The organism is Streptomyces sp. NPDC001770 (assembly GCF_053596135.1).
This window is the reverse complement of sequence record NZ_JBSFFN010000010.1, coordinates 1-21,627: the sequence shown is the minus strand read 5'-3', so window position 1 is coordinate 21,627 and position 21,627 is coordinate 1. Positions and strand designations below refer to the sequence as shown.

The window sequence follows — 21,627 nt, the reverse complement described above, 5'->3', positions numbered from 1 at the left end:
GGGACTCACAGATGTCCATGGCCGACGTCTCCATCGTCGTTCTCGTCGCCCTCTTCCTGGCGACGCTCGTCCCGAGGTTCAACATCGGGCTCGCGGCCCTGCCGGCCGCCTTCCTCGTTGGTCTCGCCGCCGATCGCACCGCGGACCAGGTGACGGCATTCTTTCCGGGCGACTTCTTCGTCCTGCTGGTCGGGATCACGGCACTGTTCGCCGTCGCCCAGATCAACGGCACGCTCGACTGGCTCCTGGACGGTGTGCTCCGCCTGGTCGGTGGCCGGGCCCTGCTGGTCGCGCTGGTGCCGTTCCTGATCGGTGCCGTGCTGACGGCGGTGGGCACCCTGCCGGCCGCCGCCACCGCCATCGTCGCGCCCGTCGCGCTGGGGCTCGCCGCGCGGTACGGGATACCCCCGTTCATCGCCGCCGTCCTCGGCATCACCGGGATCATCAGCGGACTGCTTTCGCCCCTGGCCGTGTTCGGCACCAGCGCCAACCGGCTGGGCGACAAGATGGGGCTCGACCTGCCCGGTTCCGCGCCGGTCAGCTTCTTCGTCGGCGGACTGCTGGCGGGCCTCGTCATCTGCGCCGTATGCCTCGTGGTCGGGTTCCGTACCGGCACCATGCCGCGTGGCCGGCTCACCCCGGCCGGCGGGCCGGACACCGAGGGGCCCACCGCCGAGGAGGCAACCGGCGACGGAGCCGCCGGGCGCACCCCGCAGCCCGTCTGGGGCCGCTACCTCACGCTCGGGTGCCTGTTGACGGTGGTGGTGCTGTCGGTCGGCTTCGACATCAACATCGGCTACCTGGGGCTCACCGCCGCGGTCGTCCAGCAGCTGGCGCTCCGGCTGGAGCCGAACGAGATCATCTCCCGGATCCCGTGGAACATCGTGCTGCTCATCGGTGGTCTGCTCACCTATGTCGGCCTGATGCAGGACCTGGGCGCATTCACCCGGATCAGCGATCTGCTGCGGGTGGACGGCTCTCCGATGCTGAGCCTGCTCGTGCTCTGCTACATCGCGGGGGTCACGTCCTTCGCAGCGAGCTCCATCGCGGTCTTCGCGACCACGATCCCGCTGGTCCCGGCCGTGGTCGCCGAGGGCGCCTCGCCGGTGGGCGCCGTACTCGCGGTCGCGCTGGCCTCGATCCTGGTCGACATCAACCCGCTGGGCATCACCGGTGGCCTGATCCTCGGTGCCGCGAAGCCCGAGGACCGTACGCCGCTCTTCCGCCAACTGCTGCGGTGCGGGCTGGCGTCCGTGGTCGTCGGCCCCGCGCTGGCGTGCTTCGCCTTCGGGTGGTGGTGACGCGGTAGTGCCTCGGTGCGGCCGCGTCAAGGCCGTTGGGCACGGCCCGCCGCGACGGCACCACCGACGAACAGGTCGGTGCGTGCGCGCGGCGGGCTCCCGGCGTCCGCGCCGTGGAAGTGCCGTCAGGCCGGCCCCATCAGTTCCTTCGGGCCGTAGAGTGCCGCGGCCGCGCCCGAGCCCAGAGCCCAGTACCGGTCGCCGAAGGACCAGTGCCACCACTCGGTGGGGTAGTTCACCAGCCCCGCGGAGGCGAGCACGGAGCACAGCAGTTCCCGGTTGGCACGGGCCTCGGCAGTGATGTTGGCGGCGTGGGTGTAGCAGGCGCCGTCGCTCTCCTCGGGGTCCTCGTTCATCCGGGTGCCCAGGTCCAGCTCGCGGCCCTCGGCGTCCGCCAGGGTGAGGTCGACGGCGGCACCCGCGCTGTGCGGGGCGATGCCGGGCGGCGACACGTACCGGCTGGCCGCCGAGTGGATCCGCTCGGCGGACCAGTCGGGGTGGGCGGCCCGCAACTGGCCGGCGTACTCCTCGAAGTACGCGCGCTGGAGCGCCGGGGGCCGGTAGCCCTCGACGAACAGCAGTCGCAGGCCCTGCGGGAGCAGCAGCGCCTGTGCCTCCACCAGCCGCTCCAGCACGCCCTCCCGCAGATGCGCGAAGGCGTCCGCCGGATCCTGCTTGCGCGGGTCGACCAGCAGCCGGCCGTCCCGGCGGACGTCCACGAGGGGTTCCCCGCACTCCACGACGGGTATGGCGGCCACGGCCGGATCCGACATCAAGACGATCTCATTCATGCGGTGATCATCTCGCACCGCACGCCCGGTGATCTCGCGGGTCGTCAGCGGGCCCTCGCTCCTGGACTGTCGGTTCCTTCGCGGCGGGGGTGAGTCGTGGACGTGCCCCGCCCGTTGGTCCGGTGCGGTTCCCGCTTCGCAGGGCCCGCGCCCGGTGTCCTCTCCGGCGTTCCATGAGCTGGACGACGATCCAGTGGACCAGCGCAGCCGGCGGTGAGCAGCAGAGCAGGATGATGAACAGGCGGGAGTCGATGGCCCGCGCGGGCCGGGTCGAGTCCGGGGCCTCTCCGGGCAAGTCGCTCAGAAGGGAAGCCAGTTGGTCACGCGTGCGCGCCTGGTACGCCGCGCCCACGCGCTCTTCGAGTTCGGGCAGCGTCAGTCGGCCGACCGCGTAGTGGTGTTTCAACCGTGCCCCGGCCTGGTCGCGTTCGGCGTCCGAGGCTCGTATCGGCGGGTCGGGTAAGTGCCCTTCGTGTTCCTTCATGACGTCTCCTCGGGCAGGTTCGTGGCATCGGGGACAGGGCGGTCCTGCAGGTCGACGAGTGAGACGACCACCCGTGTCCAGACCCCGGGAGCGTCGCGGTCCCCGAACTTGGCGGCGAGGCGCCCGATGTGTGCGCGCAGTTCGGCGAGCGCCTCGTCGGTCAGCCGTAGCGCACCTCGGTGCAGGTCGACCTCTCGTCGGCCACCGGCCTGCCTCGACCGGTGGGCTGCGTTGATGTCGGCCCGGGTGGCGTCCAGCATCGCGCCGAGGAACTCGGCCATCGCCTCCGGACTCGCGGCGTCACCAGGGGGTTCCGTGGTCGCGGGGGCGTAGACCCGCTCGACCCTGCCACGAGCCAGTGGCCGGTACTCGGCGATCTCGATCAGCCCGGCCCGTTCGAGCCGGTCCAGGTGGTAGTAGAGCCGGTCGGCCGGGAGATCCGCACCGTCGGCGAGCTCACGCGCGGACTGCGGCCGCTGCCAGAGCGCCTCCAGCAGCCGGATGCGCAGGGGATCGGCGAGCGCTTTGTGCACCCCGTGCCATCGGCCGGGGGACGTGCCCGAACCCTGCGCGACCATCCAACCGCCCCACTCTTTGGACTGTCCTCCATTGGTTGAAAAATTCTACAACCATCAAGAAGGCAGCACTAGTTGCAAGTGTGCGAGTCTCGCTCCGGTCCCCCGACGACCGGTGGCGTCCCGCGGCGGGATGCCGTCGGAACGCCACCGGGAGTACGGGAAGAGGTCAGGCGCCCTGCTGGACCGGGCCGACGAGGGCGCCGGTGGCCACCGTGAACGCCCCCTCGGCGAAGGACGTGCCGGGGATCTCGCCGCCCGGAGCCTGGAGCGTGAACGCCGCCTCGTCGGCGGGCATGCCTCGGCCACTGCTCGGAACCTGGATGTCGAAGTGCACCGGGTGCCCCGGACCGAAGGTCACCGAGGCCTTCTGGTCGCCGTAGCTGCCGGCGGTGATGCCGCTGTCCGCGCCGTGGTTCAGGAACCGCGCGTCGGTGGGCGAACCCGCCAGCTCGCAGGGCTCGTACCCACGCGGCGCGGTCAGGGTGACGCGGTAGTGACTGTGCCCGGCGGTGTTGTCCGCCCGGGTGATCGTCGCCGCGTGATTGGCCGGCCGGCAGGCCGAGGGAGCACTGCCGTCGCCTGCCGCCGGTGAAGCCTGCACGGCCCCCGCACCGGCTCCGCCCGCCAGCACGGCGGCGGCGAGAACGACGGTGATCCTCTGGTCGATACGCATCAAGAACGCTCCTTGCCCTGGGGCCGCCCCCGTGATCCCTGATGGGCACGCGACGCGTCAGGGGCAGCCCGTTCTTCGCTGGCCTGCGGCTGTTCTCCGCCAGAACCATGGTCGCCGCCATTCCTGCCCGCGTTCCCTCGCGAGATATGTCCCAGAACTGCCACAACCGACCCTTTCGCCGCCGGCGGCGGCTTCACTGCCGCCTCCTGTGGGTGGTTCGCACGGGCCGGTAGTGGTCGGTGGTGGCTTCGAGGAGGCCCTCACCGTGAGCAGCGCTGTGCAGCCCCGCACGCACCGCGCCCGCCTCCGCTCTCCGCAGGGTTCCGGTGATCACCGCGAGGGGCCCGGTGGTCCGGACGGCTTCGGGGACCGCACCGTGGCGGCCGAGCAGAGCGAGCACGGCGGGCAGCGCTTCGGCCGGCGTTTCGAGCGCGAACCGGTCGATGGGCTCGCAGACGGCCGTACCGGCCCGTCGGAGTGCCTCGCGGACGACCAGGCCGGTCGTGCGCCGGACCTCCGCGGCGCGTGGGCTCGGCGGGGAGTAGCCGCTGTCGGTGACCGCGATGCGTACGTCGGCCACCTGCCATCCGTGCGGACCGACCGCCAGAGGGTCGTGGAGGTACTCCAGGATCGCGGCCCGGTATCCACCGACACTGCCGTAGACGTGCAAGGGGAGGGTGGCGCGGTCCGCGGCGACGACGAGTTCGACACCGGCGCCGGGCGCGGTCGGCTCGACGGTCACCGCGAGGGTGTAGTCGTACACGTGGCCGGGTTCGCCCCTGCGCAGCGCGGCCCTACCGGATCCTGACGGTCGTTCGACGCAGACGACACCGGTGTCGCGGAAGTCGACGTCGATGCCGTATTCGGCTGCCAGCGTGTCGGCCAGTACCTCCTGCTGCACCTCGCCGTAGATCCGGATCCGTGCGACACCGCGCTCGGGCCTCAGGGCGATCAGCGGGTCGATGTCGGCGAGTTCGGCAAGAGCTTGGTGCACCTCACTCTGCCGGGCGGGATCACGGGCCATCACCCTGGTCTCGAAGCCGGGTTCCGGCAGCACCGCTGCCGCGGTGGGGGTGGCCGGGCGGCAGCCGATCCAGTCTCCGATCCGAGCGCCGTCGAGGCCCCGGACACGTGCGATCCGGCCGGCCGTCGCACAAGGGCGCTGGATGGCGCCGCCGGGTTCGAAGACCTCGACGGCCGTCACGGTCGCCGACCGGCCGGCGCCGAGCGACACCCGGTCGCGGATGCCGAGCGTTCCTGCACGCATCCGTACCGTGCAGACCCGTTGCCCGCCCGGTGTCCGTTCGACCTTGAACACCTGTGCCGCCACCGGCGCGCGGTCGTCGCCGGGGGCCACGGGCAGTAGTGCGGTGATGGAGCCGATCAGAGACCGGACGCCGGCCCCGGTCCTGGCCGACCCGAACACCACCGGATGAACAACACCGGCACGGGTGAGGCGCCCGAGGGCCGCACGCAACCGCTGCGGTCCGAGGGAGCGGTCCCGGGCGAGCCAGTCCTCGAGCAGATCCTCGTCGTGGTCCGCGATCAAGCCCGTCAGCCGCTCGGCCTCGACCGGGTCCTCCCACGCGCACGGCGCGGCCTCGGCTGCGGACGTACCGGGGTCGCGCACGTGACCGAGCGGGACGAGAGCCGTACTCAGGCGCCTCCGGATCCCCTCGAGGACCCTCCCGGGTGCGGCGCCGGCCCTGTCGATCTTGTTGACGAAGAAGACCACCGGGATGCCCAGGCGGCGCAGCGCCCGGTACAGCACGACGGTCTGGGCCTGTACGCCCTCCACGGCGGACAGCACCAGGACCGCACCGTCGAGGACCGCAAGTGAGCGGGCGACCTCGGCGATGAAGTCGGGGTGGCCCGGGGTGTCGACGAGGTTGACGGTGACGTCATCGATCTCGAACGTCGCGACGGCGGAGCGGATCGTGATGCCCCGTCGCCGCTCCAGGGACAGGGTGTCGGTCTGCGTCGTGCCGTCGTCCACCCGGCCGGTCCGGTCGATGGCACCACCGGCGTGCAGCAGTGCCTCGGTCAGACTGGTCTTGCCGGCGTCGACGTGGGCCACCACGCCCAGATTGAGCCGCCGAACGCCGGGCGTTGTGGCGGTAGCGGCGGTGTCATGGTGTGCGGGGGCTGGAGAGTGCGGACGGTTCATGGCTCCTCGTGTGAAGGTCGGCGACGACGGGGCACACGAGTTGGCGCATGACGGGGTCCGTTTCTCTCGGTTGATCCTGGAACAGCCTGCTGGTCGGACGCGATGGTCCAAGACGCCGTCCACTGCTGTCAACGCAATTCTGGTTGTCGCGGTGACAGCGAGCGGTCAGGCGCCAGGGTCGACTTCGGGGTGCGTGAACCGCACGGGCCTGCCCAGCGACCGGGCGTAGGCGATTTCGGCTCGGGTGCTGTCTCCGATGTAGTCGCCGACCACGAGCACCTCGTCGGCGAGCCGGATCTTCGCCCGGTGCAGCTCGTCGAGTCGGACCTTCAGCGCCTCGGCCTCGGCGGGGCCGGACCAGAGTTCGTGCGGCGACTTCAGGTCGCAGCCCGGCTTGACGACAATCCTTCCGGCTTTGGTCTCCCGCAGATCGGCCTCGGTCATCTCGGTCATGAACCGGGTGGAACCGCAGATCACGACGATGCGCGGGAGGCTCAACAGCTCCTTCGCGTCGGCGAGCTTCTCCTCGGGGGTGAGCCGCTGCGGGTACGACACTGGTTCCTCCTGGTGATGCGGCGTACGGGGTGCACGCGGGGACGAGAACGAGGGTGCCCGGAGAACGACACCACCGGACGAACCGACACCTTCACTCACCGATCACCGACGATCCGCTGTCCGGCGGGGTGACGTCCGGGGGTCGCCCGGACGTCACCCCGGAACAGGCATGGGGCGAAGCCGTAACGGCCCCGCCCCACACCTCTTCTCCGGACGACCTGAGTCAGCGAGGGCCCGTGTCGGCGCGGACGCCGATGGTCAGCAGCAGGTTGGCGTACGTACGGGTGTCGGCGGTGACGATCGCCAGGGCCAGATCCGGGGAGCGGGCGGCGTCGTAGAAGGCGAACCGGTCGAGCGACTCCACCGGCACCGTGCCGAGCCGGGCCCGGTAGTCGGCGATGGCCGGCGGCTCCGGTTCGCCCTCCGGCGGGACCATCACCTGTGCCGACTCGACGGGGATGGCCCGCAACAGGACATCGAGCACGGCCGGGACGTCGAGCAGGCCGGGCGCGACGTTGAGGTGGACGACCCGGGCGCGAGGCCCGACGGCCGTGCTCGCGGGGTAATGGCCGTCGGTGAGCAGCACACTGGCACCGTGGCCGGCTCCGGCCAGGGCTTCCAGCATGCCGGGGTGCAGCAGATCGGTCAGGAGCACGAGAATTCCTCCGAAGCATGGACGGGCGTGTGCCGATGTGGATCGGCCACGGGCCTGGCGGCGGCAGAGCAAGCGGTTCGGAACTTCAGGGGTGTGTCCTCGTGCTTGTTCCGGAGCGAGCGGCAGGGGTCCCCCTGAACCGCAGCGAGACGAAACTGCCAACCAAACATGGGATGTATGTAAGGCGATGGGTGATCATTTGTCCAGCTGATGCGGATACAGCATCGATTTACAGGAAGGTCGCAACAAACACCTTATTTTGCACGGGCATACCAAAAACTCATCCCACCAATGCCTGTATGGCAACCCAGGGAGCAACAAGCGGCCGACGCGCGGGGTGACGTTCCGCGCGGAACGAACACGTTCCCCCAGACCTCCCTGTCGGCCTTCACCGAGTGGAGCTGACCGGCGGGGCCCCCCTCATGCGGGACTCCGGGTCAGGGGGGAGACATCGCATGACGGAGCAGCCGAACCAGGTACTTGTCCTGATGAATAAGTACACCGTCAACTCGCCAGCCCTCCGCAGGGTTCCTCTCTCCTCACTGAGCATTCATGGACGGCGACTCGTCTTCGGCCTCACCGGATACGGATGGCCGGACTCCCTCGCACTCGAATTCATCGGCGGTGGGCTCGTGGCCCGCAACCATCGGTCCGACCTGAGCGACGCCGGAACACAGATCGCTCAGCCGGGCGTCTCCACGGTGAGCATGGTCACCCGCGCGAACGGCACCTGGGGTTCGGACGGCGCGTACCTGCTCGACGGTTCCCCACCGATCATCTGGGCGACCGCACCCGGCCTCGACCTCCCCCGCACCAACTGTGCGTGGAGATCAGGTCGGATCTCTGCGCGATCGTCCGGGCCCAAGTGCGCGAACACGCCTAGGACTTCGCCCTGGCTTGGGTTCTGACCGTCGGCCTGTTCGTCGAGAAGCTACCGGCGAGTGGGTACGGCTGCGCCGGCGACGCCTTCGAAGCCTCGGTAGGTGCGCGCAGAGGCACAGAGCAACGAGCCGTCCTCATCTGCTCGTCCCGCAGACCGGATGGAGATGGCGGCGAGGTGGGGTCCGGCGAGGTGGATGGTGGCGTTGTTCTCGTAGGGGGCAGGCTGGGGGATCACCGCCCGGCCCACATCCGGAGGAAATGACTCCGCGTCGCGCGGAACGCATGCGCCTTGTCGGCCGGGACCACGTCCGGTGTGGTTCTCTCGGGCGGCTGATTTCTCGGGGCACCTGAGGCCGGGCCATGACCTGGGAGATGCCCCGGTCAAAGACACCGGTCCCCCAACGGTCCCCGAAAATGATCAGGGCCGGTTTCGAATTTCTCCGAAACCGGCCCTGATCTACGACTCTTTCGAGTCGGGACGACAGGATTTGAACCTGCGACCCCTTGACCCCCAGTCAAGTGCGCTACCAAGCTGCGCCACGTCCCGCTGCGGTTCCTCCCGGTCTTCCCGGTCGGCCGCGCAGGGAAAACATTACCTCACTCCGAGGGTCGAATCGACGCGCGTGCCTGCTGGGCGCGATGGGCGAGTGCGTCGGCGCCGCAGGCGACGGCCAGTCTGTGGGCGTGGGCGAGCTCCCGGGTACTGCGGATCGCCGTGCCGTACTCGTACCGGGCGAGGGCGTGCTCGTACTCGGAGGCGGACGCTTCCAGGTGGCGTACGGCGTCGGCCAGCAGCTTCTCGGCCTCGTCGGCGGGCGCGAACACGGCGAGGCAGCGCAGGGCCTCGCCGATCGCGGTGTCCGTCCCGAAGCGTTCCGCGTGCTTCCTGGCCTGGGCCGCGATCTCGGCGCCCTTGGCCGGGTCGGTGCCGGCCAGCGCGCGGGCCAGGTCGAATGCCCAGGGCGCCCAGACGCCGTTGTGCCGCTCGCGCACCTCCAGCGCGAGTCCCGCCGCTTCCAGCTCGGCGATGGCCTCCACGGTCCGTCCCTCGGCCAGCAGCAGTCGTCCGCTGATGCACGGGGCGTCGGGGAGGACCATGGCGCTGGGATACGGGAACGGGGCACCGAACTCGTACTGGTCCGCGATCTCTCGGGCCTCGGCCGTACGTCCCCGCGCGAGCAGGGTGTCGATGAGGAGGCATGCCGCGTCCCAGTGGACGGGAAGGCCGGTGCCGACACGGTCGGCGAGGCGCAGGCCCTCGCGCAGGAAGCCCTCGGCCTCCGCGAGCCTTCCGCGACGGCGGGCGACGAGGCCGAGCAGGGTGTGGGCGAAGGCGAGGTGCGCGCCGCTCCAGCCGGAGATCTCGAAGGCCCGCACCGCTTCCCCGAAGAGGCTCTGGGCCCGCTCGTACTGGTCGGTGAAGGCGTAGGTGATGCCGACCATGGTGGGGAATTCGAAGCCCCACTCCGGGTCCGTCCAGCCGAGTCCCCGGGCCGGGCTGCCGTCGACGAGCGCGCGTTCGCAGAACTCGACGACGAGCTCGGCGCTCTCGCCCCGCATCATGGCGTCGAACGCGCGCAGGGTGATCAGGGCGCGCTCGGGATTGTCCCGGCCCTCCAGATGGTCCGCGTTGTTGACGAGCCGGCGCGAGCGGGCCGCCCCGTCGTCCTCCTCCCGCTGCATCCCCTCCCACTGGAAGTGCGCGGCCTGCAGACGCATCAGGCCAGGTCCCGGAGCGGTACGCGCGGCCTCCGCCGCGAGGGTGCCGGCCGCCTCCTTGAGCTCGTTGTTGTGGGCGAGCGCGGCGGCGAGCCGGAAGGTCGCGTCGACCCGCTGGCGGTCGTCCAGACCCGGAGTGTCGAGAGCGTTCCGCAGATGGCGAACCGTGGTCGCGGGTGAGCTGAGGAGCGTGGCACAGCCCAGTTCGTAGAGGATCATCGCGCGGTCCTCGGGCCGGGGCGGCTCCTCGACGGCGCGTTCCAGACAACGCCGGGCGGCTTCCGGGGCGCCGACCGCGAGGTGGTGGGCGGCCGCCTCGCGGAGCTGCCTCACCACGTCCTGGTCGTCGTCCGCGTGGACTTCGAGCAGATGGCGTGAGGCCGCCGCGACGCCGTACCCGGCGTCGGTGAGCGCCCAGGCCGCCCGTCCGTGCATGGCCGTGCGAGTGGCCCCGGGGATCGAGTCGTAGATGGTCGTGGCGATGAGCGGGTGGACGAACTCGAGCGGGTCGAAGCCGGTGATGATGCGGGCTTCGCGGAGCTTGGCGGTGCAGTCGGCGGCCTCCGCCGCGCTCATCCCGGCCAGGTTGGCCGCGATGTCCGGCGAGATCTCCGTGCCCAGCACGGCGGCGGCCCAGGCGAACCGGTTGGCGTTGGTTCCCAGCCGCTCGAGCCGGGCGACGAGCCCGCGGCCACGGGCGGAGGCGCCGAGTGGGCGCAGCTGCCCCGCGGAGTCCTCCACCGGCGGCATCTCCTCGTCCTGCACCTTGGCGACCAGTTCGACCGCCTCGTACGGGTTGCCTCCGGTCACCGCCCAGACCTCGCGGCAGAACGGGTCGTCCGCGTGCTCCCCGAGGGTCTCGCGGACCAGGTGGGCGGTCGCGTCCGGGGTGAGCGCGCGCAGCGGGATGCGGACGAGTTTGGCCGGGTCGCTCGGCGCGTTCGGGTCGAAGGCCCCGAACCTGCCCCGATCGGCCATTTCTCGTGGCCGGTAGGCCGGAACGGCGAGTAAAGGCAGATCGCCGAGGTTCTCGGTGAACGAGGAGAGCCAGTCGAGGGATTCGCCGTCCGCCCAGTGCGCGTCGTCGACGATGAGCATCAGGGGCCGGTGGCTGTGGCGGACCGCGAGCTGACGGACGACGTGGTCGAGGCCGTCCCGGACACCTTGGGGCTCGGGCTGCGGTCCACTGGGCTGCGCGAGTCCGAGGGCGGGCGCGGTGGTCTCGTACCAGTCGCCGAACAGCTCGCGGAGCTGGTCGGGCGCGATCTGGACGAGTGCGGGCTGGAGCAGCTGGCGTACGACGTGGAACGGGACCGACGTGACGGTCTCACCGCCACGCGCCGACCAGACGGTGCAGCGTTCGGCGGCCATGGCCTGGACCTCCGCCAGCAGCGCGGTCTTGCCGAGCCCCGCCTCCCCGCTGTAGACCAGCAGGCCTCCGACGGCCTGCGCGCCACAGAGTGCCTCCACCGCGTCTGCTGCGGCGGCGAGTTCGGGTTCGCGCTCGTACAACGGCCGGGACGGCTTCATGCCTCCCCTTCCCCAAGGTGATGCGGACAAGGGCCGAGCGTAGTCGTGCGCGGGCGGCGCGGGCGGCGGTTCGAACACTTCGCCGCAGGTAGGGGCCGCTCAGGGGCACAATCAAGCCGTGGACGAGACGCACAGGGACCGCGACGACGAGGGCCGAGCGCGCAACGCGCGCCCCAGGGACGGACTGGGGCGCCCTCTGCCCTACGGAGCCGAGGGGGTGGGGCGCCAGCCGGAGGGGGTGGTGCGCTCCCCTGAGGAGACACTGCGGGAGGCGCAGCGCCTGCTGGACGCGGGCATGCCGTTCCACGCGCACGAGGTCTTCGAGGACGCGTGGAAGTCCGGTCCCGAGGAGGACCGTGAACTCTGGCGCGCGATGGCCCAGTTGGCGGTGGGGCTGACGCATTCGGCGCGCGGCAACGCGGTGGGAGGGGCCCGGTTGCTGCGCCGGGGGGCGTGCGTACTTGGCGCATATCGCACCCTCGAACCGTACGGAATCGGGATCGACGGGCTGATCGACTGGGCCCGGGAGCTGGCGGCGCGGGTGGAACGCCGAGGAGCGGTGGCGGACGTGGGGGTGGTTCCCCCGGCGGACGTGGCGGCCCCGTCGGATCCGGCGTGCGCGGCCGGCGGTGGCCTGGACGCGGCCGCGGAGGCGCCTCGGCTCCGTCCGCCCCGTCCGTGAGGCGCACCTCCAGGGGGCGTGAACCGCGGCCCGTTCGGGCTCGCCGTACCCCCGACGGCGGACAGCCGTTACGATCCGGCTCCATGAGCACTGCTGACCAGGAACAGGTCCGGGAACAGGTCCGGGTCGAGGACGAGGACGCCGACCCGGACCGGAACGGGACCCCGGACCGGAACGGAACCCCGGACCGAGTCCGGAAGGACGACGCCGAGGGCGCACCCCCCACGGGAACGGCCCCCGAAGCGACCGCTGCGGAGGAAGAAGCCCCGGAGCAGGTGGCCTCCGGCGAGGAGGCGGCTGCGGGAGAGCGGCGCTTGACGCCTCGTCAGGCCAGAAGGCTGCGCATCGCGCTGTCCTCGGTGGGCATGGCCGTGATGGCGGTGGTCCTGTGGATGCGCATCGCCAGCCGCTCGTCCGTCCTGGTCGTCGGCGTCTACGGACTTGCCCTCATCCTGTGCGGCGTGGTGATGGAGCTCAGCCGTAACGGTCGTACCCGCCTGGCGAGTTGGCTGCTCGGCATCGGTCTGCTCGCGGCCGTCGGGACGGACTGGCTGCTGCTTCCCTGACGCACGCGGTGGACGCGGTGGACGCGGTACAGGGACCCGGGCAGCCGCTCAGAGCAGCAGCAGCTGGAGTCCGCCCACCACCGTCGCCACGAGCACGATCCGCTCGAAGAGTTGCTGGTTGATCCGGTCCACGCACCGGCGGCCCAGCCAGGCACCGGGGAGGACGAAGAGCACGAGGACCGCGTCCAGCAGCAGGGAGCGCCCGTCGATCAGGCCGAGTCCGACGCTGAACGGCACCTTGGTGACGTTGACGATCAGGAAGAACCAGGCGGAGGTGCCGAGGAAGCCGAGCTTGCGCATCCCGGAGGAGAGCAGGTAGAGCGACATGACGGGGCCGGCCGCGTTGGCCACCATGGTGGTGAAGCCGCCGAGCACCCCGTACGTTCCCGCCTGAGCACGTGCGGCGTTCCGGGCCCGCAGGCCGGAGGGCCGCGCCACCGCGACCATCGTCCCGTTCGGACCGTTCGGACCGTTCGGACCGTTCGGACCGTTCGGACCGTTCGGACCGTTCGGACCGTTCGGACCGTTCGGACCGTTCGGACCGTTCGGAACCTCGGTCCGCTCCCCCGCCTCCGCCGCCGCCTCCTCCGCCGCCTCCGCCTGCTGCCCGCCTTCCGCAGTTGCCGCGGCGGACCCCCGTTCCTCACGCTCCGGGGGCCCGGTGCGGCGCCGTCGCCAGAGGGTGACGCCGACCATCACCAGCAGGATGGCCCCGATCGACGTGCGTACGGCGCCGTCTCCCGCGTACTTCAGGAAGAGCGTTCCGGCCACCAGGCCGACCGCGACGGCGGGGAAGAGCCGCAGCAGGGTCGGCCAGTGCGCGTGTCTCCGGTAGACGAGGACGGCGAGGACGTCACCGGCGATCAGGAGCGGGAGCAGCACCCCGGTGGACTCGCGGGCCGGGAGCACCGCCGCGAAGACCGCGAGGCTGATCGTGTTGGCGCCGTTGATCGAGGTCTTCGAGAAACCGACGAGGGCGGATGCCGCGGCGAGCACGGCCAGTTGTACGAGCGTGAGGGTATCCATTGCGGATCGAATGCTAAGCACATCGATTCTGGTGCCGCGCACCGGCCGCCGGAGTTCCCACGGGCCACACCCCCTGGCGTCCGGCCGGGACGGTCTGCCTATGCTGCGCCGCAAGCGCTCGTAGAAGCGCTCAAACGAACATCATGCGGCAGCACGGGGTAAGGGGCCAACAGCATGCGGGAGCCGGTGGAACTCAGGCGGCAGCGAATCCTCGCGGTGGTGGGGGCGCGGGGGGCGGTGAAGGTGAGCGCGCTCGCCGAGGAACTCGACGTCTCCGTGGTCACGGTGCGCCGGGACGTGGAGGAGCTGGCACGTGCGGGACGGCTGAGGCGGGGGCACGGGGTGGCCCGGTCGGCCTCCCTGGCGCAGGACCCCGCCCCCGCGCCGGCCGCGGAGCGGGCCGATCCGGCCGGTGAGGGCGGGCCGGTCGCGCTGGTGGTGCCGGAGCGGCATTCGTACCTGTACGAGACGCTGCACGGCGCCCGTTCGGTGCTGGACGAGCACGGCGTCCGGGTCGCGCTGCACATCGCTCCGCAGGCCCGGGGCACCGAGCGGCCTCTGGTGGAGCAGGCGCTCGCGGGAGGCGCGCGGGGGCTGCTGATCGCGCCGCGCTGGCGCAGCGCCGCGTGGGAGGAGTCGGACTACGAGTGGCTCGCCGAGGTGGGGGTGCCCACCGTGCTGATGGAGCGCAGGCCCCGCCCGGGCAGTGCGTTGCACGCCCTGGACTCGGTCTGTTCCGATCACTGGTACGGGGTCCATCTGGCGGTGGACCACCTGGTGTCGCTGGGGCACCGCCGTATCGTGCTGGCCGCCCGGGACGACAGCCCGACGGCCCGGAGCATCCGGGCCGCCTTCGCGGAGATCGCCGCCGCGCGGCCGGAGGTGGAGGACTGGTGCGTGGTGCTCAGTTCGCCGGACGCGGTCCCCTGGGAGGGGCCGTACGGCGGGGAGGACTCGGCCGCGCGGGGTGGCGCCGCAGCGGCGCTGGACCTGGCGGCGGTGCTGCGGGAGCGGCGGGCCACCGGCGCCGTGCTGCACGGTGACGTCGACGCGTTGATGCTGGTCCAGCGGCTGGCGGAGAGCGGGGTGCGGGTGCCGGAGGACTGTTCGGTGGTGGCGTACGACGACGTCGTGGCGGCGCTGGGCACCACGCCGTTGACCGCGGTGTCGCCGCCGAAGGCGGAGATCGGACGGGCCGCGGCCGAGCTGCTGCTGTACCGGCTGGGCGGTTCCTCGGGGGCGGGAGGGCCGGTACGGCGTACGGAGCTGCTGCCGGAGTTGAAGGTGCGCGGTTCGGCGCACCCCCTCATCTCCTCATAACGACCGATCGTTTGACCGCTTTGGATTTCTTCTGATCGATCTATTGACCGTATCCGATCAGGCGATCAGGATTCCCGTTGTCCCGAACAGGAGCCGCGGGAGGCGCGCATGCCTGATCGACAGAGTCGTCGGTCCGTGCTGGCCACGATCGCCTCGCTGCCGTTGGCAGGTGCGCTCAGCGCCTGCTCCGGTGGCGGGGCATCCGGGCAGAGCACGAGCAGTACAGACACCACCAGCAGCACGAGCAGTACCAGCAGCACCAGCAAAGGCGGCAAGGTCCGCATCACCTTCTGGTCCGCCCTGCGGGGCAGTCAGGAGGTGGTGGACGCCTTCAACCGCGGTCACCGCACCATCGAGGTGGAGTTCCAGCAGATCCCCTCGGGCGGTCAGGGCGGTTACGCGAAGCTCAGCAACGCGGCCCGGGCCGGCAACGCCCCGGACGTGGCCACCCTGGAGTACCCGCAGGTACCCGGGTTCGCCGTCGACGGGGTCGCCCGGGACCTGACCGGCCTGGTCAGCGACGCGCTCCGGGCCAAGCTGTTGCCACAGGCGCTGGGGCTCACCACGTTCGACAAGAAGATCTTCTCCGTCCCGCTCGACATCGAACCGATGGTGATGCACTACCGCACCGATCTGTTCGAGGAGTACGGCCTGCACGTGCCGCGCACCTGGGACGAGTTCGAGGAAGCGGCGGCGACCGTGCGGCGCAAGGGCGGTGAGCGGCGGCTCGCCCTCTTCCCCACCGACGGGGCGACGCAGATGGCCGCGTACGCCTGGCAGGCGGGAGCCCAGTGGTTCTCCACCGCCGGCGACACCTGGAACGTCTCGCTCGCCGACGCCCCGACCCGCCGCGTCGCCGCGTACTGGCAGCGGCTCATCGACCGTGACCAGGTGTTCATGAACGCCGTGGAGAGCCGGCAGAGCGACGCGCAGATCGGCAACGGGCTGGTGCTCGCCCGGCTCAGCGGCGCCTGGGACGCGGGCGCCCAGATGAAGGCCCGGCCCGGCCAGAAGGGTCAGTGGGCCGTCGCGCCGTTCCCGCAGTGGGACACGGCGGACCCGTCCAACGGGACGCACGGCGGGTCCACCTTCGCGGTGACGAAGGACTGCGCGCATCCGGAGGCCGCGATGGAGTTCATCGAGTGGCAGGTCTCGCACCCCGACGCGCTGCGGGCCCGTCTCTCCAGCGGGGCGAGCAGCCAGTACCCGGCCGCACCCGGCCTCGTCTCCGTGGGCAGCCAGGCGTTCGACCGCTCGTACTACTCGGGCCAGGACATCTACCGGGTCTTCGAGGAGCAGGCGCGCATCATCCGCGACGGCTGGGTCTGGGGTCCCCGGATGACCGCCACCGGCAAGGTCATGCAGGACGGGTTCGCCCGGGCGAGCGGCGGCAAGGGCTCGCTGCTGAGCTCGATCGAGGCCGCCCAGGAGGGCACCATGCCCGACCTGCGGGCGCTCGGCCTCGCCACCAGCGAGCGTTCCACGTGAGCCGCGCCCCGGTGCCCTCGCGCCGACGCGCCGGTCTCCCCGCGCACCGCCCCGGTCTCCCCCCGTGTACCCGCACCGGTGTCCCTTCGCAGCAGAGAGGCAGGTGACCCCCATGGCCAGCACCAGCACCACCCGGCCCGTCGCCCCCGTGAGCGGTGCGGGGCGGACCGCGCGTCCTGCCGCCCCCGCCCGCCCGGGGACCGGCCGTGCCACGGCGCGACGGCGTGAACTCGGCGCCGCCGGCGCCCTGATGACGCCGTTCTTCGTCCTCCTGGTGACCGTCTTCCTCGTACCGGTCGGCACCGCGATCTGGCTGAGCTTCTTCAGCGACGACCAGCCCGGTCTCGGCTTCGGGCCCGAGAAGACCGTCTTCGTCGGCGTGCGCAGCTACGTGGCCGTCCTCTCCGACCCCACGTTCCTCGGCGGTCTCGGGATCGTCGCGCTGTACTGCCTGATCTACATACCGCTGATCGTGATCGGATCGCTCGCGCTGGCACTGCTGCTGGACTCGGGCGTGGTGCGGCTGCGCGCCGGCGCGCAGCTCGCGCTCTTCCTGCCGCACGCGGTGCCAGGCATCATCGCGGCGATCATCTGGCTGTACCTGTACACCCCCGGGCTCAGCCCGGTGATCGACATCCTCGGCAAGGCCGACATCACGGTGGACTTCCTCGGAGTGCACACCGTGGTGCCCTCGATCGTGAACATCGCGCTGTGGAGCAATCTCGGCTACAACATGGTCGTCTTCTACGCCGCGTTGCAGGCCGTGCCGCGCGAGGTGATCGAGGCGTCCGTCGTGGACGGCGCGGGTCCGGTGCGTACCGCGCTCCGGATCAAGGCACCGCTGGTGCGCTCGTCCATCGTGATGGTGGCGATGTTCACCCTGATCTTCGCGCTCCAGCTCTTCACCGAGCCCATGCTGCTCGGCCAGTCCACCCCGATGATCAACTCCCGGTTCTCCCCCAGCATGTACATCTACGATGCCGCGTTCACCCGCAACAACTACGGTCTGGCGGCCGCCGCTTCGGTGATCCTGCTGGTCTTCACGGTCGCGCTCTCCTACGGCGTCACCCGGTGGACGAACCGCGCCAACGCAGCCGAGGAGGACGCCCGATGAGCGCGCCTGCCCTGCCCCGTACCACCCGCCGCTCCGCCTCCGCCGCCCGGCGGCCCGGGCTGACCGGACGCGCCGTCGTCAACCTCGTGGTGGGCGTCTCGGTGCTGTACACCCTGTTGCCGGTGCTGTGGCTGGTGCTGGCCTCCACCAAGGACCGCGACGCGCTCTTCCAGAGCGACGTCCTGTCCCTGAAGGGCTTCTCGCTCGTCCAGAACCTGAAGGACGTGTTCTCCATGGACGCGGGCCTGTACGGGCGCTGGTACGCCAACAGCCTGCTGTACGCGGTGCTGGGCGCGGCCCTGGGCGCGCTGATCAGCATCGCCTGCGGCTACGCCTTCGACAAGTACCGCTTCCGCCACAAGGAGAAGATGTTCGGCCTGGTGCTCGCGGCCGTCATGGTGCCGCAGACCGTCCTGGCGCTCCCGCTCTATCTGATGGCATCCAAGGCCGGGCTGGTGAACACCTTCTGGGCCGTCTTCATCCCGGTGCTCTTCAACCCCTTCGGTGTCTACCTGGGCCGCATCTTCAGCCAGGGGTACGTACCGAACGAGGTGCTGGAGGCCGCCCGCGTCGACGGGGCGGGCGAACTGGCCACCTACTTCAAGGTGGCGATGCGGATGCTCGGGCCCGGTCTGGTCACCGTCTTCCTCTTCCAGCTCACCGCCATCTGGAACAACTTCTTCCTGCCGATGGTGATGCTCTCGAACCAGGACCTGTATCCGGTCAGCCTCGGCCTGTACACCTGGAACAGCTCGGCGTCGGTCTCCCCCGAGTACTACCCCGTCGTCGTCATGGGCTCGTTGCTCGCCATCGTCCCGCTCATCCTCGCGTTCGCCCTGCTCCAGCGCTTCTGGCGGTCGGGGCTCACCGCGGGCGCCGTGAAGTAGCGCGGTCGGCGCGGCCGTTCCCCCGGGACGGCCCGCGCCGACCCGCCCCGTGCCGGCGGCCGTCGCGGACCGCCCCGTACCAGGAGAGACATGCACAGTCCCGCTGCCACCAGCCCACCGGGCACGCCCCGCCGACCGCGCGCCGTGCTCGCCATGAAACCGGACACGGCCGCGGCGGTGCTTCCGCCGGAGGCGCTCGCCGCGCTCGCCGAGGTCTGCGACCTCGCGCCACCGCCCGTCCTGGACGACTTCACCACCGACCGGGCCCGCACGGCGCTGGCCGACGCGGAGATCCTGGTCACCGGCTGGGGCTGCCCGCCGATCGACGAGGACGTACTCGCCGCGGCGCCGAAGCTGCGGGCCGTCGTCCACACGGCCGGTTCGGTGCGCGGCCTCGTCACCGACGCCTGCTGGGCGCGCGGGATCGCGGTCTCCTCGGCCGCCGCGGCCAACGCGCTGCCGGTGGCGGAGTACACCGTCGCCATGATCCTGCTGTCGGGCAAGCGGGTGCTGGAGCGCGCCCGGGAGTTCCGTGTCGCCCGCGACCGGGGCAACTGGCTGCGGGTCCCCGGCGAGGTCGGCAACTACCGCCGTACCGTGGGCATCCTGTCCGCCTCGCTGATCGGCCGGCGGGTGATCGAGCTGCTGCGCCCGTACGACCTGCGGGTGCTGCTGCACGATCCGTACGTGTCGGCCGAGGAGGCGGCGTCGCTCGGCGTCGAGGGGACCGGGCTCGCCGAACTCTTCGCCGGCAGCGACGTGGTGAGCGTCCACACCCCTCTGCTGGCCGGCACGCGCGGGCTCGTCAGCCGCGAACTGCTCACCTCGATGCGGCCGGACGCGACGCTGATCAACACCTCGCGCGGTGCGGTCGTCGACCAGGACGCCCTCACCGACGTCCTGCGCCACGAACGCATCCGGGCCGTCGTCGACGTCACCGACCCGGAGCCGCTGCCCGCCGACCACCCGCTGTGGGAGTGCGAGAACGCGCTGATCACCCCGCATCTCGCCGGGTCCCAGGGCAACGAGTGGCGGCGGCTGGCCGATCTGGCGACCGGTGAGGTCGCGCGCTGGGCCGCGGGCGACGGTTTCGCCCATCCCGTACGACCGGAAAGGCTGGCTTTCCTCGCATGACCAACGCCCCCTCCCCCATGCCCTTCGCACTCCCCGCCGACGACCGTGCGCTCAGCCCCCTCACCGGCTACACCCGGGCGCACTGGGAGGCCGCCGCCGACGGCCTGCTGCACGCCGCGTGGCAGTGGGCCACCCCCGGCCGGGCCCTGCTCGACCTGCCCGGACGCCCCTCGGGCTCCGGGGTCCGCTCCGACGGGCTGGAGGGGTACGCGCGTACCTTCCTCGCCGCCGCGTTCCGGGTCGCGGGCGCCGAGGGCAAGGACCCGCACGGCTGGCTGGACCGGTACGCGGAAGGTCTCGCCGCCGGTACGCGTACCCCGGGGCGCGACGACACCGAGTCCTGGCCGCTCATCCGCGACCACACCGTCTTCGGCCAGCCCATGGTCGAGTCGGCGTCCGTCGCCCTCGGTCTGCGGCTGACCCGGCCGTGGCTCTGGGACCGGCTCGACGGCCCCGTCCAGGACCGCGCCGAGGAGTGGCTGCGCGGGGCACTGCGGCACACCCCCGCGCCCAACAACTGGTACCTCTTCCCCTTCACCGTCGCCGGGTTCCTGGACTCCGTGGGCCGGGGCGACGCGGAGACCGCGCGGGTACGGGCCCGCGCGCTGGACCTGCTGGAGGGGTGGTACCGGGGCGACGGCTGGTACGCCGACGGCGACGGGCGCGCCTTCGACCACTACAACGGCTGGGCGCTGCACCTCTATCCGGTGCTGGACGCCCATCTCTCGGGCGACCAGGAGCTGCTGGCCCACTACGGCGGGCGGCTGCGCGAGCACCTGGAGAGCTTCTCCCTGATGTTCGGCGCGGACGGGGCGCCGCTGCACTTCGGGCGCTCACTCGCCTACCGGTTCGCGGCGGGCGCGGCAGTCGGCATGGGCGCGGTCTCCGGGCACACCCCGCTCTCCCCGGGCGCGTCCCGGCGGCTGGTCAGCGGTTCGCTGCGGTACTTCCTGGAGCGCGGCGCCACCGGCGAGGACGGGCTGCTGAGCCTCGGGTGGCACGGTCCGCACGAGGCGACGCTCCAGCACTACTCGGGTCCGGCGTCGCCGTACTGGGCGTCGAAGGCGTTCGTGTCGCTGCTCGCCCCGGCGGACCACCCGCTGTGGACGGCGCCGGAGGAGGCCGCACCGAGCGAGGGCCCGGACCGGGTGCTGGCAGTTCCCGCGCCGGGGCTGCTGGTGCAGTCGACCCGGGCGGACGGGATCGTACGGCTGCACAACCACGGCAGCGACCATGTGCGGCCGCACGAGGGCGAGTCGGCGGCGGAGGCTGACCCGCACTACGGGCGGTTCGCGTACTCCACGGCGACCGGTCCCTCGTCGGCGGTGAACGTCGCGGACAACCATCTCTCCGTCCGGGTCGGCGGCGCCCGCAGCGTCCGGCGCCGGATCCGTCCGCTGGGCGCCGGGCACGGGGACGGCTGGGGCTGGGCGGCCTCCTGGCACATGCCGGTCTTCCCCGGACAGCCGCCGGCCGTCCCCGGGCTGCGGGTGGAGAGCGTCACCTTCGTACGGGGCCGTTACGAACTCCGGGTCCACCGGCTGCTCGGCGTCCCTGCGGGTGCCCGCGTCGAGCAGACCGGCTGGGCGACGGCCCCCGGCGCCGCGCCGCGCTCCGTGCTGCACGGGCTGTACGGCTGGGAGTCCGAGGAGGAGGTACGCGCCCCGCAGGGCACCGCGTACACCCGGTGGGCGGTCATGCCCCGGCTGGCGGCGGACGCCGAGGGCACGGTGGTCCTGGTGGCGCTGGCCTCGCTGACCGGCGAGGCGGAAGCGGCCCCGGTCGGCACGGCGGTGAGCGGGATCAACGTCGCCGCGGATGCCGATGGTTCCGGGGACACGGTGGAGGTGGCCTGGGCCGAGGACGGGGCGGTCACCCGGATCGCCTTCGGCCCGGGATCGGCCTCCGCCGCCTCCGTGGCGGTGTCGGCCGCGGCATCCGTGTCGGTGTCGGTGGAGCACGGCACCCGCTGACCGGGAACGGCCGGGCGCCGGTCCATCAGGCGAGCAGTCCCATTTCGTCGGCTCCGACCACCACTTCGGCGTGCGGGACCTTGACCTCGACGGGACGTCCCA

The 21,627-nt window shown here is 71.6% G+C and carries 19 protein-coding genes and 1 tRNA gene; 10 read left to right on the top strand and 10 right to left on the bottom strand.

All coding sequences use genetic code 11. The features are described from left to right. Positions 1–11: 11 nt before the first annotated feature. Positions 12–1,301: an SLC13 family permease gene (locus ACWCSV_RS11410; RefSeq protein WP_451140879.1), complete on the top strand. Its 1,290-nt coding sequence runs from the start codon at positions 12–14 to the stop codon at positions 1,299–1,301. Positions 1,302–1,426: 125 nt separating this feature from the next. Here ACWCSV_RS11410 and ACWCSV_RS11405 read toward each other — a convergent pair whose 3' ends face one another. From ACWCSV_RS11405 to ACWCSV_RS11375, 7 genes are all read right to left on the bottom strand, one after another. Then, positions 1,427–2,092 carry a M15 family metallopeptidase gene (locus ACWCSV_RS11405; protein WP_451140877.1) on the bottom strand — a complete coding sequence of 222 codons (666 nt, stop codon included), beginning with the start codon at positions 2,090–2,092 and terminating at the stop codon, positions 1,427–1,429. Between the two features lie 7 nt (positions 2,093–2,099). Continuing rightward, positions 2,100–2,576 (bottom strand): DUF1707 SHOCT-like domain-containing protein, encoded by a 477-nt coding sequence (locus tag ACWCSV_RS11400; protein ID WP_451140875.1) that lies wholly within the window; start codon positions 2,574–2,576, stop codon positions 2,100–2,102. Further along, positions 2,573–3,154: an ArsR/SmtB family transcription factor gene (locus ACWCSV_RS11395; protein ID WP_451140873.1), complete on the bottom strand. Its 582-nt coding sequence runs from the start codon at positions 3,152–3,154 to the stop codon at positions 2,573–2,575. The genes ACWCSV_RS11400 and ACWCSV_RS11395 overlap by 4 nt, the downstream gene beginning before the upstream one ends. Before the next feature lie 166 nt (positions 3,155–3,320). After that, positions 3,321–3,827, bottom strand: coding sequence for a DUF4232 domain-containing protein (locus ACWCSV_RS11390; RefSeq protein ID WP_451140871.1), 507 nt, complete (start codon positions 3,825–3,827; stop codon positions 3,321–3,323). Between the two features lie 193 nt (positions 3,828–4,020). After that, the gene (locus ACWCSV_RS11385; RefSeq protein WP_451141167.1) at positions 4,021–5,913 is read right to left on the bottom strand and encodes a GTP-binding protein; all 1,893 of its coding nucleotides are present in this window, start codon (positions 5,911–5,913) and stop codon (positions 4,021–4,023) included. Positions 5,914–6,159: 246 nt separating this feature from the next. Continuing rightward, entirely contained in the window at positions 6,160–6,549 is a 390-nt protein-coding gene (locus tag ACWCSV_RS11380; protein ID WP_451140869.1) for a hypothetical protein, read from the bottom strand. Between the two features lie 223 nt (positions 6,550–6,772). Continuing rightward, positions 6,773–7,204, bottom strand: a complete 432-nt coding sequence (locus ACWCSV_RS11375; RefSeq protein ID WP_451140867.1) for an RbsD/FucU domain-containing protein — start codon at positions 7,202–7,204, stop codon at positions 6,773–6,775. A gap of 455 nt (positions 7,205–7,659) precedes the next feature. Between ACWCSV_RS11375 and ACWCSV_RS11370 the strand changes: the two genes are divergently transcribed. Next, positions 7,660–8,112 (top strand): hypothetical protein, encoded by a 453-nt coding sequence (locus tag ACWCSV_RS11370; RefSeq protein ID WP_451140865.1) that lies wholly within the window; start codon positions 7,660–7,662, stop codon positions 8,110–8,112. 447 nt (positions 8,113–8,559) lie between these two features. On the opposite strand, the gene ACWCSV_RS11365 is transcribed toward ACWCSV_RS11370, so the two are convergent. Together ACWCSV_RS11365 and ACWCSV_RS11360 are read right to left on the bottom strand one after the other, a co-directional pair. Beyond that, positions 8,560–8,633 (bottom strand) — tRNA-Pro (locus tag ACWCSV_RS11365). 50 nt (positions 8,634–8,683) lie between these two features. Beyond that, complete coding sequence (locus ACWCSV_RS11360) at positions 8,684–11,335, bottom strand: ATP-binding protein (RefSeq protein WP_451140863.1); 2,652 nt, start codon at positions 11,333–11,335, stop codon at positions 8,684–8,686. Between the two features lie 118 nt (positions 11,336–11,453). Between ACWCSV_RS11360 and ACWCSV_RS11355 the strand changes: the two genes are divergently transcribed. Then, the gene (locus ACWCSV_RS11355) at positions 11,454–12,017 is read left to right on the top strand and encodes a DUF309 domain-containing protein (RefSeq protein ID WP_451140861.1); all 564 of its coding nucleotides are present in this window, start codon (positions 11,454–11,456) and stop codon (positions 12,015–12,017) included. 83 nt (positions 12,018–12,100) lie between these two features. Then, complete coding sequence (locus ACWCSV_RS11350) at positions 12,101–12,583, top strand: hypothetical protein (RefSeq protein ID WP_451140859.1); 483 nt, start codon at positions 12,101–12,103, stop codon at positions 12,581–12,583. Between the two features lie 48 nt (positions 12,584–12,631). On the opposite strand, the gene ACWCSV_RS11345 is transcribed toward ACWCSV_RS11350, so the two are convergent. Beyond that, on the bottom strand, positions 12,632–13,609 hold the full coding sequence (locus ACWCSV_RS11345; RefSeq protein WP_451140857.1) for a sulfite exporter TauE/SafE family protein: 978 nt from the start codon (positions 13,607–13,609) through the stop codon (positions 12,632–12,634). A 174-nt stretch (positions 13,610–13,783) separates the two neighbouring features. On the opposite strand from ACWCSV_RS11345, the gene ACWCSV_RS11340 reads away from it, so the two are divergent. From ACWCSV_RS11340 to ACWCSV_RS11315, 6 genes are all read left to right on the top strand, one after another. Further along, positions 13,784–14,929 (top strand): substrate-binding domain-containing protein, encoded by a 1,146-nt coding sequence (locus ACWCSV_RS11340; protein WP_451140855.1) that lies wholly within the window; start codon positions 13,784–13,786, stop codon positions 14,927–14,929. A gap of 108 nt (positions 14,930–15,037) precedes the next feature. Continuing rightward, positions 15,038–16,417 (top strand): ABC transporter substrate-binding protein, encoded by a 1,380-nt coding sequence (locus tag ACWCSV_RS11335; protein WP_451140853.1) that lies wholly within the window; start codon positions 15,038–15,040, stop codon positions 16,415–16,417. Positions 16,418–16,529: 112 nt separating this feature from the next. After that, entirely contained in the window at positions 16,530–17,531 is a 1,002-nt protein-coding gene (locus tag ACWCSV_RS11330) for a carbohydrate ABC transporter permease (protein WP_451140851.1), read from the top strand. Further along, entirely contained in the window at positions 17,528–18,418 is an 891-nt protein-coding gene (locus tag ACWCSV_RS11325; protein WP_451140849.1) for a carbohydrate ABC transporter permease, read from the top strand. Before ACWCSV_RS11330 ends, ACWCSV_RS11325 begins: the two co-directional genes overlap by 4 nt. A 90-nt stretch (positions 18,419–18,508) precedes the next feature. Further along, positions 18,509–19,552 carry a hydroxyacid dehydrogenase gene (locus tag ACWCSV_RS11320; RefSeq protein WP_451140847.1) on the top strand — a complete coding sequence of 348 codons (1,044 nt, stop codon included), beginning with the start codon at positions 18,509–18,511 and terminating at the stop codon, positions 19,550–19,552. Beyond that, the gene (locus tag ACWCSV_RS11315) at positions 19,549–21,525 is read left to right on the top strand and encodes a DUF2264 domain-containing protein (RefSeq protein WP_451140845.1); all 1,977 of its coding nucleotides are present in this window, start codon (positions 19,549–19,551) and stop codon (positions 21,523–21,525) included. Before ACWCSV_RS11320 ends, ACWCSV_RS11315 begins: the two co-directional genes overlap by 4 nt. The last annotated feature ends 102 nt before the right edge of the window (positions 21,526–21,627 follow it).

Excerpts from the sequence above, each read along its gene's own strand:
- ACWCSV_RS11360 (WP_451140863.1), bottom strand. The coding sequence starts at position 11,335 with ATGAAGCCGTCCCGGCCGTTGTACGAGCGCGAACCCGAACTCGCCGCC.
- ACWCSV_RS11330 (WP_451140851.1), top strand. The coding sequence starts at position 16,530 with ATGGCCAGCACCAGCACCACCCGGCCCGTCGCCCCCGTGAGCGGTGCG.
- ACWCSV_RS11315 (WP_451140845.1), top strand. The coding sequence starts at position 19,549 with ATGACCAACGCCCCCTCCCCCATGCCCTTCGCACTCCCCGCCGACGAC.
- ACWCSV_RS11320 (WP_451140847.1), top strand. The coding sequence starts at position 18,509 with ATGCACAGTCCCGCTGCCACCAGCCCACCGGGCACGCCCCGCCGACCG.
- ACWCSV_RS11405 (WP_451140877.1), bottom strand. The coding sequence starts at position 2,092 with ATGAATGAGATCGTCTTGATGTCGGATCCGGCCGTGGCCGCCATACCC.
- ACWCSV_RS11325 (WP_451140849.1), top strand. The coding sequence starts at position 17,528 with ATGAGCGCGCCTGCCCTGCCCCGTACCACCCGCCGCTCCGCCTCCGCC.
- ACWCSV_RS11400 (WP_451140875.1), bottom strand. The coding sequence starts at position 2,576 with ATGAAGGAACACGAAGGGCACTTACCCGACCCGCCGATACGAGCCTCG.
- ACWCSV_RS11345 (WP_451140857.1), bottom strand. The coding sequence starts at position 13,609 with ATGGATACCCTCACGCTCGTACAACTGGCCGTGCTCGCCGCGGCATCC.
- ACWCSV_RS11340 (WP_451140855.1), top strand. The coding sequence starts at position 13,784 with ATGCGGGAGCCGGTGGAACTCAGGCGGCAGCGAATCCTCGCGGTGGTG.
- ACWCSV_RS11370 (WP_451140865.1), top strand. The coding sequence starts at position 7,660 with ATGACGGAGCAGCCGAACCAGGTACTTGTCCTGATGAATAAGTACACC.
- ACWCSV_RS11410 (WP_451140879.1), top strand. The coding sequence starts at position 12 with ATGTCCATGGCCGACGTCTCCATCGTCGTTCTCGTCGCCCTCTTCCTG.
- ACWCSV_RS11335 (WP_451140853.1), top strand. The coding sequence starts at position 15,038 with ATGCCTGATCGACAGAGTCGTCGGTCCGTGCTGGCCACGATCGCCTCG.
- ACWCSV_RS11395 (WP_451140873.1), bottom strand. The coding sequence starts at position 3,154 with ATGGTCGCGCAGGGTTCGGGCACGTCCCCCGGCCGATGGCACGGGGTG.
- ACWCSV_RS11350 (WP_451140859.1), top strand. The coding sequence starts at position 12,101 with ATGAGCACTGCTGACCAGGAACAGGTCCGGGAACAGGTCCGGGTCGAG.
- ACWCSV_RS11390 (WP_451140871.1), bottom strand. The coding sequence starts at position 3,827 with ATGCGTATCGACCAGAGGATCACCGTCGTTCTCGCCGCCGCCGTGCTG.